The sequence below is a fragment of the Nocardia sp. NBC_01499 genome (genome assembly GCF_045040275.1).
In the GTDB taxonomy this organism is placed as follows: domain Bacteria; phylum Actinomycetota; class Actinomycetes; order Mycobacteriales; family Mycobacteriaceae; genus Nocardia.
On sequence record NZ_CP109426.1, the window covers coordinates 2,491,339 to 2,506,498 of the forward strand.

Sequence of the window (15,160 nt, forward strand, 5' to 3'; positions counted from 1 at the left end):
ACTTTCGCGAGATCGTGTCATCTTCCGATCTTGATTGAAGGCTGTAGAGGTGAGTGTGCCGCACGAGGTGGCCGATGTTGAGGCGCTGTCTGGGCTGTCGAGGTTCCGTGACCGGTTCTACGACTGTTTGGATACGCGAGCGGATGCGCTGTTCGAGCTTGCCGATGCGGTGATCTGCACCGACGGACCTGTCACTTCGCTGGTGGAGCTGTCGTTGGCTCCGGTGTTCCGGCGCGGGCACGGGGCGTTGTATGACGCGCTGACCGACGGCGCGATCGACGAGGAACGATTGCGGGACCTATTGGTCGATCAATTGCCCGCAGATGCGCCGTTGATGTTCGGCATCGACTCCACGACCTATCCGCGGCCGAACGCCGAGTGCTCACCGGACCGGGGGCTGCACTACGCGCCGTGTCGTTGTGATGGTGATCGAAAGGTGGTGCCGGGCTGGGAATTTCAGTGGGTTATGGGTCTGGAGTGGGGGCGTTCGTCGTGGACGCTTCCGCTGGATGCTCGGCGTCTGCCGGCAGGGTCGTACCCCGTTGCCTGGACCGCAAACCAGATCCGCGACCTCACCGAGCGGCTCAGCAAGCAATCAGATGTGATCCAACGGGCCGCGCCGCTGTTCGTCCTGGACCAAGGATATGCGGCAGCTGCGCTCACCCACGCCCTGGATGGGCTGGAGGTCCAGACGCTGGTGCGGATCGGCGGTGACCGCGTCTACTACGACGGGCGACCAGGCCCCCGAAAGCCGGGTCCAGGACGAAACGGAGTGCATGGCAACCGATTTGAGCTCTCAGCGAAGGTGAACCTGCGTCGCCCCGACCAGTTGCTGGTCGCGCCCGACACCCTCAACTACGGTCGTGTCGAGGTCCGGTGCTGGCAACGCATGCATCAAAAAGTCCAGCGGAACGGATATTTCGCCCGCCTGGACGCAGAGTTGTTCACCCGGCTGCCGGTCATCGAGGGCACCGTCATCAAAGTCCGGGTCGAACGGCTGCCCGACGGCCGGAATCCGCACCGCACGATGTGGCTATGGCACTCCGGGCCCCACGCCCCGGATCTTGACATCTGTTGGCGGGCTTACCTGCGCCGATTCGACATGGAGCATACTTTCAAGCTGATGAAATCCCAGCTCGGCTGGACCGCCGCTCGTCTGCGGCACCCCGAGCAAACCATCCGGTGGACGTGGCTGCTCATCGCTGCGTATACCCAGCTGCACCTGGCCCGCGACCTGGCCACAGACATGCGCCGCCCATGGGAACGGCGACCACGACCGGGAAAACCCTTGACTCCCTACCGAGTTCGCCGCGCATTTCGACATATGCGCGATCGGCTCGGCACCCCGACCCGTCTGCCGAAAACGAGCCACCCCGGACCAGGCCGTCCACCAGGAGGCAGGAACACTCCTGCACCACGGCACTACCTCGGATCCGAACTGCGCAAAACCGACACCGCGGAGAAGATCGGAGCCGAGAAGAAGGGTTAAATCTCAAGCCAAGAGAGCGTGTGCTTTTCCCATGATGTCGAGGGCGGTCTCGGTGGTCGCCAGGCGCTTGTTGAGCCGTTCGTTTTCCTGCCGCAACCGGGCGATCTCGGCTTGCTCGGCGGTGAGTTTGCCGATCTTCTCGCCGGGTTTCTTACCCGCCAGCACCCCGGCGTCGCGCTGCTTGCGCCACTCGCTGATCAACGACGAGTACAAACCCTCACGGCGCAGATATCCGCCTCCGTCGCCGTGTTCGACCGCGGCTTCGTAGGCTTCGAGGTGGGCGAGCTTATCGGCCGCACTGAATGCGCGGCGGCGCTTGGGCTCGTCGGCTCGTGGCCCCAGGGAATCCATCGGTCCATTCTGGCCCCCGCCGACTGCGGTCCTCGTTCTGGTGGTCATGAAGAAGGTCGATCCGATCTCGCCCCGCGCCAGGCCGATTTGCTGTGAACCAGTGGACTCAACTCAGCCTGACACGCAGGGAAGTCGCGATCAGCTACGGCACTGCTCAGAAGATCGAAGCCTGGTTTCGTGCGCATCGGGACTTCGGCAGTGGCGCACAGTCGCAAGTGCCTGTCGCGCCGAGCTCAGTTGCCGATGAGCTCATAAAGCTCGCTCAGCTCCGAGACTCCGGGGTCCTCACACTTGACGAGTTCGAAGCGCAGAAGTCAAAGCTACTCGCCTGATTCCAGCGATCAACGGTAGACGAGCCGACCGTCCACGATGACATCATCGTGCCCTCGGTGTCGCTTCTCTGAAGGGTGCTCGGCATCCGTCACCGAGTTGAGGGCCGCATCCTGACACCTTGAGCCAGCAACACTTCCCGTACACTACTTTTCGCCTTGCCCAGCTGATCACCGATTGCCTGGAGCGACCGCCCCTCGCCGTACAGCTTGACCGCCATCTCCGTCTGTTCGTCCGTCATAGGCTGTTTGCGCATCGTCACCCCGGCCTCACCGAGCAGCTTCAACACTCCGCCCTTGGACAGCTCGTATCGCTTGCATAGCTCAGGGGTCGAAGTGCCCGCCTCGTAGGCAGCCACCAGCTCGGCGATCGTCTCTACCGTGAGCCGTCGATCCAGTCGCCGAGGCTTCACACTGCTCGATCCCGCCTGCGGCCGGCGGACCGGAGCAGCCTGGATCTTGGTGATCACCTTGCTGAAACGGTCCGGTTCCCACTGTTTCAAATACCGTCCGCTTACCCCGACAGAGAAACCCCTCCTGACCACCTGTTCGGCGACAAGCAGGGACTTCTCGACGCGGTGACCGCCCACGGCCTCGAGCAGTACCTGGCCCACAAACACGCCCTCACCCCAACCGGTGACCCGGTCGAGGACCTACGCCGAGGTTGGGACAGCCACACCGAGTTCGGCCTGACCCACCCCGCGTTCTACGTCCTGATATACGGCAGCCCCCAACCCGGACACCGTCCCGCCGCCGGTGCCGAGGCCTACCGCCTGCTGGTGGGCCAACTCGACCGGGTCGCCGCCGCTGGCCGGCTGCGCATGCCCCCCGAACAGGCCGCGCGCCTGATCCACGCCGCCAACACCGGCGTCACCCTCAGCCTCATCGCCACTCCTAGTGGCGAGCGGGATCCCGACCTGTCCCCCCGCACCCGCGAGATCGCCCTGGCCGCTATCGCCACCAGTGAAGAGGTCGACACCACACCACTAGTATCGGCGCTCCCCTTGCCCGCATGCAGGGCACCTACGCGCTGCGAACATTGTTCGAACGGCTCCCCGATCTGCGGATCGACGACGCATCCCCCCACCGGGCACTTTTGGCTGGATCGCGATGACCGATGTCGCAGCGAATATCATGTTTTCCGCGCAGCAACGCTCCATCTGACCAAACCGGCCTTCCAGTCGGTCACAGCGCGCATTCCCAGCTACGGCAATGTCCTTCACATCGGCCGACGAACCGGGCGCCGCTACCGCGCAACGGTCGGAATCACCCGGCACCACAACCAACTCAGGATGGACGCTACAGCGAACACCGCGGCCGGACCGTAGCCCTCACCCGAGCGCGGATAGTCCACCTCTGCGGTCGAGACTTCCTTCTCGCGGCAGCTGATCCAGCCTGGCCGCCTCGGCTGCGCTCACCGCGCAGCACTTCGCCGCGGCGGGGCCAGCCAGCTTGGCGGGTTTCCGCGTCGAGGACGTACGCGTTCACCAGACTGCCGACCCTGAGGTGGTCATCGGCGAGTTCACTTACCGCGGCGACGCGGGCTGGGCCGCGCCGGGCATCATCGTCTTCCGGATCCGCGACGGGCTGATCGTCGAGTCGCGGGACTACATCGACCACCTCGGGCTCGCTCGTGCCACCAACACGGTCGACGCCCTATGCGCGCAGCTGACAAACGCCTAGTTCTTCGGGACCCGCCGACCGAGGAGTGACACTCTAGAACTTCCTGCCCGACCAGTTCAGCGGCCTGCACGGCCGATCTGGGCGCTGATGCGCGGCCCGCTAGCAAACCGATCTCAGATCATCGCTCACGCGCACACCCTGGCCGCCCGGATCACGGCCTGTTGAAACTCCTGACAGCAACACCGGCTCGAGTGAATCGGCCCGGCGCACAGCGCCAACGCATGCCCGCAAGGGTGACCGGGGTACTGCGAGCAACACGCCATGATCAGCGTAAGACGTTCTGTATCGCACTCATTCATGCTGACTTCAGTCAGAACGAGTGAGCGGTAATGCCGCTGTGCGCGCTGAGCGAAGCGGTCACTCAGAGGTGGCTGGCCGACCGTTCACAGGGGGTGTCGAGTCCAGAGTCACATGCTCGGCTTGCCCTCAGTCTTGTTGATGGGTCGGACCGGTTGTGTAGGTGACCGGCCAGCACATAACCCCGGGTGCATGCGGGTGGCCGGGGCCGCGTTCAATGGTGGCGGGCCGTTCTCTGGTTCGGGCCAGGGCCGACTCGACGTGCAGACCGATCACAGCGTCGAGGGCGGCCGGGTCCATCGCTTGGGGAAGATGGACATCCATTCGGGCGGTGCGTGGTCCGGTCACGTTCGCTTTCCAGGGGTCAGCCGGGGTGAGTGCGCTGGTCGAGGGTGTGCTGCAAATCGGTGTTGAGGCGCTGAGCTTCGGCGAGCTGGTCTTCGAGGATCACGATGCGGCACGCCGCTTCGAGGGTGTTTCCGGCGTCGACGAGTTCACGCACGCGTCCGGCGATGCGCAGCTGGTAGCGCGAATAGCGGCGATGCCCGCCCGTCGACCGTTGCGGGGTCAGGAGTTGGGCGGCGTCGAGGCCGCGCAGGAACGCTTGGGTGACGCCGAGTATCTCCGCGGCGCGGCCCATGCTGTAGGCAGGATAGGTGTCGTCGTCGAGTTTGTCCGTGGCGCTGGGGCCATCGGCGGGGTCGGTGTTCGGTTGCTGCACAGCACCTTTCGGGGTTCGACGTCAGGCAGGCCCCGGCGCAGGTGCGCCGGGGCCTGGGATTTACGGAAGAGGGAGTATCAATTCTGTTCACCGGCCACGAAAGCCGATGTTCCACACCGCATCCGACATGTGCCGGGACGCGGAACCGATAAGTGACTACTCAGTGACCACCTCCTGGTTTGCCGGTTCGACCTGCGCATTACTTGTCTATCTTGCGTGTTCGTCCCCCCTCCGGCGGTCCAGCCGAGTGCACCGGATTCTCTTCTCCGCCGGAGGGGACGGGGGTGGAGCTTTCATTCCAGGCAGTTCACCTGCCCGGCCTCTTGATCTTCTCTTCGAACAACAGAGACTGTATACCTGCTTCTACAGGATGTCTACACCCGCCACGACAGATTTTCGTCTTCGGATGCGGTCGGTTATTTCACGAGCGGGTTCAGGGTTTCGGATCATCGTGACCAGGTAGCTTCGGTGCCGCTGTCACTGTCACCGGTGGTGCTCGCCGATGCGATCCAGGTGTTCGACGAGCTGGTCAGAAACGCCCGCCGTCACGGACTGGCTCCGTGACGATGCCGGATATCACTGTGCGCGGACCAGACGCGGTTGCGCATCGAGGTAGACGACACCGGCCACGGTGACCCCATCTACATACCCCGGACGCAACCGGTGGTCGCGGCATGATCCTGATCGACCGACTCGCCACAGCATGGGCCCACACCCGCCACCACAGGCACAAGACCGTATGGGCCGAGCTCACCCTTGAGGGACGCTGATCGGTTGACCGCCAACGTCTCTCGAACATCCGATATTGCCGCGACCCGCGCGTTCGAGCGAGCACAGACGTTGGCTGGCGGTTGATCTCACGGACTGCGCGCACATGGCGATGAGCGAGTGATCGGACAGATCACCATGTGGTCACCCCGTCGGCCAGTCGGCTTGTTCAGGATGCCGTCTGTGGTCGGTAGAGTACCGAAATGCGCTTCAAGCCCCGGGAGATTCGATAGGCGCACGCTTCCTGCGCTGGTCATGACGCCGAGCATGCTGCGGATGGTGATGAATGTTGCTCCGCCGTTGTTGTTTCTCGGTATGCGTGTCGAACGATTCGCCGATGACTGGACATCGGCCGAGGTGAGCCTGAAGGTGCGTCGCTGGAACTCCAACCACAACGGCGCCGCCCCGGGGTGGTCGCTTTTCGCGATGACCGACCCGTTCTTCGGGATGATGGCCTACGGACAGCTCGGCAGCGGCTACCGGGTGTGGAACACCACCGCCGAGATCGAGTTCCTGGCACCGGGACGTGACACGGTGCGATCGACGATGGTGATGCCACGGGAGTTGGTCGACGAGATCCGCCGCGCGACAGCGGATGGCGCGAAGTCGGTTACCAATCATGAGGCATAGCTGGTCGATTCGAATGGTGTGGTGATTGCCCGCGCACGCCAGAAGCTCTATGTCCGGAGATCAGCAGTCGCCTCCTCGTTCAGCTGAGTCGACGAACGCACGATATGCCGCATGTCGCGCTAGCCGAACGGGCCAGCGCGGTGCGGCGGAAGATCAACTGCCCGTGGCCCTCCGAGGCGGGGAGGCTTGTTCGTATTGGTGGTCTCGGCTTATCAGGGGGTGCTGGGTTTCGGATCCTGGTGGTCGGTTGTGGCGTCGATGAGGGGTAGTTGCACGTACCCCAGGCGAGACGGGCCAGTGTGGATGCTATTGAGAGTTCCGTCGTGGTAGGCCGGGTCGTAAGCATGATGCATGCCGTGCGCGACTCCGTCGTACGGTTGTACGTCGACGCGGATCCGCTGACCTTTCCTCAGCAGTCCGGTGCTCGGGATCAACTCGATCTCGACTTCGACCTCATCGTTCGGGACGAGTGGCGCGTGGTCGGCTTTGCGGTGGGTGTGTTTGACGGTGTATTCGGTACTGCGTTCTTCGTCGATTCGCCGGTGTGATGCTTTCAGCCAGCCCTTCATGAGGGGAATGGGGCGATCACCGAAGCCGCTGGTGGCGAATCCGGTGAAGTCGACTTCGCGGCCGGCCTCGTCGATGACACGTATCGACACGTAGATGTCCATGTCATGACTGGTGGACGAGACTGTCATGCCGACCTTGCCGTATCCGGCGAGGATCGCATCGGCCGTCAACGGCGCGCTGAGGAAGGAGATGCCTGTCGCGCGCGGGTCGGACCGGGCCGATGTGGGGTCGACGCGCAATACTGCTCCGGCAGCGGGTGCGACGAGGGCGATCTCGGCTGAGTACGACCGCGCTGCGGTGGTGGTCGGCTCGGTTGTCGACAGTCGGAGAAACTGTCGTTCTCCTGCCGGCTCGGCTGTCTCGGTGGAAGATGCGTCGAGGTACCAGCGGGTGTAATCGGTGCGTGCGACGGGCCACTCGGTTTCGTGGAGGACGACCGCAGCACCGTTACCGGACCTGATCTCCAGGCGCACGGGAGGGGCGTCCATGATCCCGTTGTCGATTCCTTTGAGCCAGTGATCGAAGAACGCTTTGTGCGCGGCGACGGTCTCCAAGGCGTAAGCCTTCTGGAACCAGTCGTCCCAGATATCGAGCTTCTTATGGGGGGTGGGCGTGACCAGATAAGCGTTGCTGCCGCCGAGTTGGTGAAAGTGTGCGGCGTGGGTCGTCGCGGCGACCGCCCAGAGGGGGACGGTGACGTTCGTCAGGTCGGGACACATGAACACGTCGGCCCGCTCTCCGAAGATCGCGTCTGGATCGGTGTCGCGGAAGGGGCTGTCCTTCATGATCCGGATGAAGTCGGCGATGTCGGATTCCCCGATGATCGCGCGATCGATCCCATTTGCCTTCCATATCGGCCAGAACTGCTCGTTGAGTATTCCGCCGTTGTACGCGACTTCCTCGTAGAGATCGACGTCTGTGCCGATGGCGATCATCGCCTCGAGGTGTTTCGGGCGGAGACTGGCGGCCTGATGCTGATTCATCGCGAGGTAGGACATGCCCCACGTGCCGACGTTGCCGTTGGACCATGGTTGTACCCCCGCCCACTCGATGCAGTCGCGAAGAGCCTCGGCTCCGGCGATGCCCCAGGGGGCGAGCCGTCCGGGGCTGTTCCCGGCACCGGGCATGTCCGTTCGGACCACCACATATCCATCGGGCACCCAGGACGCAGTGTTGACCGTTTCATGGTTCTCGAACGGCTGGCCGACGGTATTGCCCGAGAAGTAGTCGTCCTCCATGAGTTCGTGCGCTTCGAGGTCGCCATCGCACGCGATGGAGTGGTGATGGAACGCCTTGCCATAGGGGCCTGAGCTGATGACGACCGGGTAGCTACCCGGCTCAGCGGGCCGAAAGACGTCCGCGAGGACGTATTCGCCGTTCTGCAGCGGGATCTCGATGTCGCGGAACCTCAGGATGCCCATGACGTTGCGGCGGACCTCGTTGCGCGCGTTCGCCGGCGTGCACAGGGTCCGCGGGCCGGCACCCTCGAAAACCCCGGCGTCGTTCAGGTCGCGCAGGAGCTGAACAACGACCGGGTCGTCAGCGAACGCCTGGAGCTTGTCGGCCGGACCGATGCCCGTGAAGTCGGCGTCGTGCCGGAAGTCGATTCGCCGGTGGCCGACGATGTCGTGGACCTCAGGGGCGATCTTCGTCCCTTCGTCTCGGACAGCTTTGCGTCCGAGGGTGAACACGAACCGGGCCACGTTCGTCAGGCCGGGATCGCGCAGCTTGGCGATGTTGCCGTCGGTACGGGCGACGATCTGCGCCAGGTTCACCCGAGGGCGTCCGGAGACGTTGCCGATGGGCGTGGCGCCGACGAGGAAGGCGACTCGCTCACCCTCCTCGTACAGGAACTCGCCCTGCTTGCCGGTGAGTCCTTGGTGCGTCGGTGTCTGGTACCTGAGCCCGCTGATCGGGCCGGCTAGCAGACCTGTGTGTGTCATCGCTCTTCCTCGGGAGTTCTGGGCGGGCAGCCGGAATTAAATCAACTGTTGTTGATATTTTGCCCGCCAGCCTACGCTGTTCGCATGGCCAAGCAACCCGAAGGACCGACGCCGCACGTTCGACGTGGTCGACGGCCAGGGCAGAGCACGACCCGCCAGGCGGTTCTCGACGCCGCGCGCCGGCGGTTCGCGGCAGACGGGTTCAAAAGCACGACGATTCGTGCGATCGCCGCGGACTCCGGGGTCGACGTCGCGCTCGTGATGCAGTACTTCGGGTCCAAGGACGGGCTCTTCGGAGCCGTGATGTCGATCTCGCCCGATGCACTCGCCCGCATCGCCGACGCGTTCAGCGGTCCCGTCGAGTCCGTCGGCGAACGGCTGGTCCGGGCCTACCTCGCAGTCTGGGAGGGCGATCAGCCGCACGCCGATGCCCTGCGCGCGATGCTCCGCGGAGCGATCGCCAACGAACAGGCGAACACGCAACTGCGGGAGTTCATCGAATCGCGACTGGCCGAGGACCTGCACCACTTCGGATCGGACAGTCACGACACCGCCGTCCGCGTTGCGCTCGCGACCTCCATGCTGATCGGTATCACCGTCGGCCGGCAGATCGTGCAAGTCGCCGTGCTCACCGAAGCAGAGCGCGAGATGATCGTCCGGCACGTCGGTCCCGCCCTGCAGACGATCCTCGTACCTCCACCGTCCCCGTACGCCGAGGGCGAGTAATTGCTCGGTCTGGATCCCGACATCCTGTTCGCCGGTGGAACAGCGGCAATATCCAATGTTGGGAGGATTCGCCAGGCGCCATGTGCCGCATAATCAGTGCATGCATTCGGAACGGTTCTTCGACGACCGCCGCAATCTGGTGGACTTCGAGGACGACATTCTGGTGCAGTGCCCGCGATGCGGCAAGACCGCGCATGTGTCACCGGCGCCAGAACACGCCGGTCGCCCAGGTCGAGAGCTGTTCGCGCATCGGCTGGTGTGCGGCCATTGCGGGCTGGCGCGGACCAAACCCGGCCGCGGCTACCACCTCATCACCGGTGCGGGCTCAACCGCGACCGATCCGTATTTCGAATTGCCACTGTGCCTGCGGGCCGAGACCCGTCACGGGTGGCTGTGGGCCTACAACTTCGACCATCTGGCCCTGATCAGGCGTTATGTCCAAGCATCCCTGCGCGAACACGCACCGTGGGACGACGGCGGGATCAGACACACAGCGGTCGCGCGACTACCGAAATGGATCAAGTCAGCCAAGCACCGAACCGAGATCCTTCGCGAAATCGACCAGCTGCGCCGCGCCGCGATCGCGTAACCGAGGATCACGCCGCCCCAGCCTGCCGCCCCTGCCCGCCGCACGGCTGCGCCGACGCCGCGACGCCATCCCCACACTGACCGACCGCAGCACCGGAACCCGATGATGGCCAACCACACTCGGCTCCCGACCGAGGCCACGACGGCATCCTGGCCATCGGCTGCGTCGATGACCATCTGCGCCTGGTCTCCCGCAACAACAAAGACTGTGGATCAAATTCAAGAACACCCTCGAACAAGAAGTCGTCATCGTCCCCGGCGCCGGCCGCCGCGCGGGCCACATCGGTTCGCTGCTGCTGGCCGTCCACGATCCCAGCGGGGCGCTGATCTACATCGGCAACGTCGGCACCGGCTGGTCGGATCGAATGCTCGACGAACTACGCGCCAAACGTCAACCACTGCAACGCGATACACCTACTGTCGATGCCGATGTGAAGGACGCAGTGTACGTAGATCCACGGGTCGTGGGAGAAGTCTCTTTCACGGAGTGGACCAGCGACGGCCGACTCCGCCACCCAATCTGGAGGGGTCTCCGCCCGGGCAAGGCACCCGCCGAGGTCGTTCGCGAGCCACAACCTTGACCGGACTGAACCGCGCGCCTAACCCTGGTACGAATGCGCGGTAAGTAGCCGAATAGCGCGCGATGGTGACCGATTTGGGTGATCATGTAGATGTGGATCGAACCGACGTGTCGTGGGCACTCACGACCCCGCCGAGCGCGGTCACCGCTGATGCGGATAACGCATGTTGCGTAGTAGATCAGGACTCGCGGCGGCGAGTCTGCCGGGCAACGCCACGGACCGGGCGATAGGTTGGGCAGAGGTCATCGCGTGGTCTTCTTTTCTTCTGAACGACTTGGTGGGGCTTCTGGGGATCGCGCGGTGGTCATCTATTTCTCGGTTCCGGCACCCTGCGTTGTGCAGGAACCGGGAGTCGTACACCATCCTGCTGGGCTCGACCGGAACCTCTATGTATCGAGACCTTCAACCTCTGTCAATGACACGCCACACGTGTCCGACATGAGAACACCTTCCATAACGATGCGTGCATGAGCCGCGACGCTTAGTGGTCCCGCCCGTAAGTTCTTCGGGGATCAGTGCTCGAGATAGAGGTCGCAGGCGCAATCGAGGGCTTCTTGTGGGCTGCCTGCGGTGAATCCGGTGGGCAGGATCTGGTTTTCGTACTTGCCGCTGCTGGCGAGGTAGAGGCTGAATCCCCACGTTGAAGCCGATCCGCCGTAACGAAGCCGGATCAGAGGCAGCCGGTCGCCGTCGGCCAGTTCGCCCTCAACGTAGGCGAACTGGCCGTGGTAGCGGACATGTAAACCGGTCAGCTGGGGCCAGCGCTCGGTGGCGTGTTGACGCAGCCGCTGAGCCAGGGAGGTTTTGGTCGAGTCCGGGATCGCGGGCATAGGGGTCGTCATGCCTGCTGCGGCGTGTCGATTGGGCTCGGAGTGGCGGACTCGGGCACGCTCGCGCGGTCCCTGCCTGGAAGTAGTTGTGAAAGACCGGTTTTCGTGCCCGTGCCCCGTACGCCCGCGGTGCGCACGGTGGGTGGGCATCTCCGGTGGGACGTCGAGCGGCTGCGCGAGGAAGTGGCTCGGCTGACGAGCACCGGGGGGCGGGACTGCCCAGGGGGTGACCGGGTGATGGCATCGCGTTGTGATGCTGTGATTTGGTGATGGACCGTCCGGGTGCCAGCTCGAGCTTAAGCAGGTGGGCCGGCATCCCGGTGGCGTGAAACGGTTGTACAAACGCGAATTCCTCGGCCCCGCCGATGTCTCCGGCGGCCCCGAAAGCGGCGCCGACCGGCCGACCACGACCCTCGGCTGACCGCTAGCGTAGTTCCTGCCCCGCCGCCCAGCCCGGAGCGTCGAGGTTGATGGGCGAGTCGCCGACGAATTGGGCGAGCTGCGTTTCCAGCTCGGCGAGTTCGGCGGCGCCAAGACGCACTTCCCAGCGGGCCCGCACCTCGTCGAAGATCGCCGTGCCCTCGGTGATCAGCCCGATCCCGTGATCGGTGATCCGGATGTTCTTGCGGCGGATGTCGGCGGGGTCGGTCTCGGTGGTGACGTACCCGCGTTCGACGAGCGCGGCGATCGTCTTCGCCGCGGCCTGCTTGGTGATGGCGAGTCTGCGGGCCAGGTCCGAGGCGCTGTGGGCGCCGGCTCGGATGGCCCGCATCGCGTACTCGTGCGACGGCCGGGCGTCGGGGTATCCCCGGGTCGCCAGCTCCCGGACCACTTCGTCCACCAGATTGCGATAGCTGCCCAGGAGCAGCAGGGCGAGATCGGCGCCGGATCGTGAGGACATGGCCACAGTCTAGATCTTCCCTTGACACGGACAACCAGGTTGTCCAACACTGGAGTTAACCTGGTTGTCTATCTTGGGAGTAATCGCATGACCAGCTCTTTCGCGACCGCCTCGCCCGCCGTGGCGGGCGTCACGCACCACACCGCCGAGGTCAACGGCACCACGTTGCACTACGTCTCGGCGGGCGACACCGGCTCCCCGATCCTGCTGGTGCACGGGTGGCCGGAGTCCTGGTGGGCCTTCCGCGACGTCATCCCGCTGCTCGCCGCCACCCACCGGGTGTTCGCCGTCGACCTGCGCGGCTTCGGCGACTCCGGCATCGCCGACGGCGACCACGACTTGGCCACCATGGCGGAGGACCTGCACCGGCTGGTCGCCCACCTCGGCGTCGGGCCCGTGCACGTGACCTGCCAGGACATCAGCGGCGGGCCGGTCTTCGCGTTCGCGGCCACGCACCCCGGCGACGTCCTCAGCTTCACCGGCGTCGAGACCACCCTTCCGGGGTACGGCTGGGAGATGCTGGCCGACGTGAGGAACGGCGGCTCCTGGCACGTGGGATTCCTGGCCGCCCCGGGAATTCCGGAGCTGTTCCTGGCCGGCCGCGAGCGAGTGATGCTGGACTGGGCCGTCTCGGTGATGACGATGGCGCCGGGCGGGGTCACCGAGACCGACCTCGACGAGTTCGCCCGCACCTACTCGCGGCCGGGCGGCTGGCGCGGCACCGAGGGGCTCTACCGTTCCTCCCTGACCGGCGGCGACCGGATGCGGGCGCTGGCCGAGTCGCGGCCGCTGACCGTTCCCGTGCTCGCCGTCGACGGCATCAACGCCCCCTTCACCGAGCGGACGATGCGCCAGGTCGCCGGCGACGTCACCGCGGTCACGATCCCGGACGTCGGGCATTTCGTCGCGCAGGAGGCGCCCGCCGCCTTCGCCACCGCGGTCGGCGACTTCGTCGACCGCGTCGACCGGAGCCGCTGAACGGCCGAGCGCGGCGCTCCCGCATGGACACATCTTCAGTGTCCAGAGGTACTGAATCTGCGCTCAAGTCCCTGATGGCGCACCATTCTTCTTCTCGCGAAAAGAAGTCCAGTGCCGCGTGTTCTAGTGCACCAGAGCACAATTCCGACGCGGCGAGCCGCTACCCCGGCACAACCTGCCGTGGCCGCTCGCTGGGCATAATCTGGCGCCCAGGAGTGCCTGCATTACGCAGGATCGCTCACGATCTGTCTCGCAGTCTCCCACTTGAACACCGCACAGCTGCGCGTCCCGCCGGTAAGGCAGGCCGCCTCGAAGCGCAGACACTACTAGTTGCCAGAGGATTGCCCTGCTAAGAACTCCTTCGGCGCGCCGCTCAGCGACACGCCGAGGGCCGCTCGATCGTCGCGAACGTTTTCGCGAACGAATTCAGGCTGATCTTCCGTTATCCGCGCGAACGTCCAGTGATTCAGACGCCGGCCCACCAACCGCCAAAGACGGTACTCACCAGCCAAAATACCCACATACCCAGACCGAACGGCCTGCAGATGTTCGAGTACTACTGCATCAACTCCATTTCGCTGCGGTTGCAGCCCGCGGAGGGTTCTACCAGCTAGAACGCTGGAACTCGGTCGCTCGCAGGCGCCGGGTGAACGTTTTCACCGGGCGTCCGCGACGTCGACCACGACAGCTCGAACGGCGGGCGTGACCGCGCGCCCGGTCTCCTCGGCAACGATCGCGACCAGGCTGTCCTCGCAGTCCGTCCATTTCCGCCGGGCATAGGCCCGCAGCGCGGGCGTGCGGCGAACAAGCCGAGTGACTCGCTCCTGCGAGGCGTCACTTTCGGCCCGGAACGGCCCCGCGACTCGATGAAGTCCTGCACAGCCGACAAGACATCACACCCCTCGGCACGCTCGCGGACCGCCATGGTCAGCGCGACCGCCCGATCCTCGCCGTGACTGAAGATCAGTGCTTCCTTGCCGTCGGGGAAATGCTTGAACAACGTGGTCACGGCCATATCGGCGGCTGCGGCGACCTGAGCGTGTCTGTCGAGTGGATGTTGTTGGCGGAGAAGGAAAAACAGTCCGGCATCGACGGGCGGCCTGGCAGAGTGCTCGACATGACCGTCTCCGGCCCTAAAGTGGAATTGCACCGTTACCTGCGCGATGCCCGCGAAGCCATGCTCTGGAAGCTCGATGGCCTGTCCGAGTACGACGTTCGCCGACCCATGACCCCCACCGGCACCAACCTGCTCGGCTTGGTCAAACACCTCGGCACCATCGAGTTCGGCTACTTCGGCGACACCTTCGGCCGACCGAACGACGAATCCATCACCCAACAGGATTTCGAGGCCGATCCCACCGCCGACATGTGGGCCACCGCCGAAGAATCGCGTGCCGACATCATCGCGTTCTACCGCAGGGCCTGGGCACATTCCGACGCCACGATCGACAGTCTCGACCTCACCGCCGAAGGTTCGGTTCCGTGGTGGTCAGAAGACCGCCGAACCGTCACCCTGCATCGGATCCTGGTGCACGTGACCGCCGAAACCAATCGGCATGCCGGACACGCCGATATCGTTCGCGAACTCATCGACGGCGCGGCGGGCTTGCTCGCCCACAAAGACAACATGCCAACCAGCGACCCGACCTGGTGGCAGCGCTATCGGTCCGAGCTGGAGGAAGCCGCGAAGAAGGCTGCCGGACTCAGCTGACGAGGAGTCCTCGTATCGATGCTGGCGCGGTCGGCGACCGGGGGACGCGTTTCGCGGCAACCCC

At 64.7% G+C, this 15,160-nt stretch carries 16 protein-coding genes and 1 pseudogene; 10 read left to right on the forward strand and 7 right to left on the reverse strand.

Annotation, left to right across the window (positions count from 1 at the left end; translation table 11 throughout):
- The first annotated feature begins 49 nt into the window (after positions 1-49).
- Positions 50-1,489, forward strand: coding sequence for an NF041680 family putative transposase (locus OG203_RS11305; RefSeq protein WP_405165618.1), 1,440 nt, complete (start codon positions 50-52; stop codon positions 1,487-1,489).
- A 3-nt stretch (positions 1,490-1,492) separates the two neighbouring features.
- On the opposite strand, the gene OG203_RS11310 is transcribed toward OG203_RS11305, so the two are convergent.
- Positions 1,493-1,840, reverse strand: coding sequence for a hypothetical protein (locus OG203_RS11310; RefSeq protein WP_405165619.1), 348 nt, complete (start codon positions 1,838-1,840; stop codon positions 1,493-1,495).
- Between the two features lie 215 nt (positions 1,841-2,055).
- Here OG203_RS11310 and OG203_RS11315 point away from each other — a divergent pair, with 215 nt between their 5' ends.
- Entirely contained in the window at positions 2,056-2,172 is a 117-nt protein-coding gene (locus tag OG203_RS11315) for an SHOCT domain-containing protein (RefSeq protein ID WP_405167831.1), read from the forward strand.
- Between the two features lie 89 nt (positions 2,173-2,261).
- Here OG203_RS11315 and OG203_RS11320 read toward each other — a convergent pair whose 3' ends face one another.
- Positions 2,262-2,783: a helix-turn-helix domain-containing protein gene (locus OG203_RS11320; protein ID WP_405165620.1), complete on the reverse strand. Its 522-nt coding sequence runs from the start codon at positions 2,781-2,783 to the stop codon at positions 2,262-2,264.
- Between OG203_RS11320 and OG203_RS11325 the strand changes: the two genes are divergently transcribed.
- On the forward strand, positions 2,748-3,497 hold the full coding sequence (locus tag OG203_RS11325) for a hypothetical protein (protein WP_405165621.1): 750 nt from the start codon (positions 2,748-2,750) through the stop codon (positions 3,495-3,497). The genes OG203_RS11320 and OG203_RS11325 overlap by 36 nt on opposite strands.
- Positions 3,498-3,621: 124 nt before the next feature.
- Entirely contained in the window at positions 3,622-3,852 is a 231-nt protein-coding gene (locus tag OG203_RS11330) for a nuclear transport factor 2 family protein (RefSeq protein ID WP_405165622.1), read from the forward strand.
- A gap of 661 nt (positions 3,853-4,513) precedes the next feature.
- Here the strand turns inward: OG203_RS11330 and OG203_RS11335 are convergent.
- Positions 4,514-4,870, reverse strand: coding sequence for a MerR family transcriptional regulator (locus OG203_RS11335; protein WP_405165623.1), 357 nt, complete (start codon positions 4,868-4,870; stop codon positions 4,514-4,516).
- 1,044 nt (positions 4,871-5,914) lie between these two features.
- On the opposite strand from OG203_RS11335, the gene OG203_RS11340 reads away from it, so the two are divergent.
- Positions 5,915-6,268 (forward strand): DUF4442 domain-containing protein, encoded by a 354-nt coding sequence (locus tag OG203_RS11340; RefSeq protein WP_405165624.1) that lies wholly within the window; start codon positions 5,915-5,917, stop codon positions 6,266-6,268.
- 212 nt (positions 6,269-6,480) lie between these two features.
- On the opposite strand, the gene OG203_RS11345 is transcribed toward OG203_RS11340, so the two are convergent.
- A complete protein-coding gene (locus OG203_RS11345) occupies positions 6,481-8,781 on the reverse strand; it encodes a CocE/NonD family hydrolase (protein WP_405165625.1) in 2,301 nt (766 codons plus the stop codon).
- Between the two features lie 84 nt (positions 8,782-8,865).
- Between OG203_RS11345 and OG203_RS11350 the strand changes: the two genes are divergently transcribed.
- From OG203_RS11350 to OG203_RS11360, 3 genes are all read left to right on the forward strand, one after another.
- Positions 8,866-9,507 (forward strand): TetR family transcriptional regulator, encoded by a 642-nt coding sequence (locus tag OG203_RS11350; RefSeq protein ID WP_405165626.1) that lies wholly within the window; start codon positions 8,866-8,868, stop codon positions 9,505-9,507.
- A gap of 100 nt (positions 9,508-9,607) precedes the next feature.
- Positions 9,608-10,096, forward strand: a complete 489-nt coding sequence (locus OG203_RS11355; RefSeq protein ID WP_405165627.1) for a hypothetical protein — start codon at positions 9,608-9,610, stop codon at positions 10,094-10,096.
- A 280-nt stretch (positions 10,097-10,376) separates the two neighbouring features.
- Positions 10,377-10,676, forward strand: coding sequence for a hypothetical protein (locus OG203_RS11360; protein ID WP_405167832.1), 300 nt, complete (start codon positions 10,377-10,379; stop codon positions 10,674-10,676).
- 512 nt (positions 10,677-11,188) lie between these two features.
- On the opposite strand, the gene OG203_RS11365 is transcribed toward OG203_RS11360, so the two are convergent.
- Together OG203_RS11365 and OG203_RS11370 are read right to left on the reverse strand one after the other, a co-directional pair.
- Entirely contained in the window at positions 11,189-11,518 is a 330-nt protein-coding gene (locus tag OG203_RS11365; protein WP_405165628.1) for a hypothetical protein, read from the reverse strand.
- 412 nt (positions 11,519-11,930) lie between these two features.
- Complete coding sequence (locus tag OG203_RS11370) at positions 11,931-12,407, reverse strand: MarR family winged helix-turn-helix transcriptional regulator (protein ID WP_405165629.1); 477 nt, start codon at positions 12,405-12,407, stop codon at positions 11,931-11,933.
- 87 nt (positions 12,408-12,494) lie between these two features.
- Between OG203_RS11370 and OG203_RS11375 the strand changes: the two genes are divergently transcribed.
- Positions 12,495-13,385: an alpha/beta fold hydrolase gene (locus OG203_RS11375; protein WP_405165630.1), complete on the forward strand. Its 891-nt coding sequence runs from the start codon at positions 12,495-12,497 to the stop codon at positions 13,383-13,385.
- A gap of 656 nt (positions 13,386-14,041) precedes the next feature.
- Here OG203_RS11375 and OG203_RS11380 read toward each other — a convergent pair.
- Positions 14,042-14,221, reverse strand: a pseudogene (locus OG203_RS11380) (hypothetical protein); the annotation flags it as partial.
- A gap of 281 nt (positions 14,222-14,502) precedes the next feature.
- On the opposite strand from OG203_RS11380, the gene OG203_RS11385 reads away from it, so the two are divergent.
- A complete protein-coding gene (locus OG203_RS11385) occupies positions 14,503-15,096 on the forward strand; it encodes a DinB family protein (protein ID WP_405167833.1) in 594 nt (197 codons plus the stop codon).
- Positions 15,097-15,160: the final 64 nt, after the last annotated feature.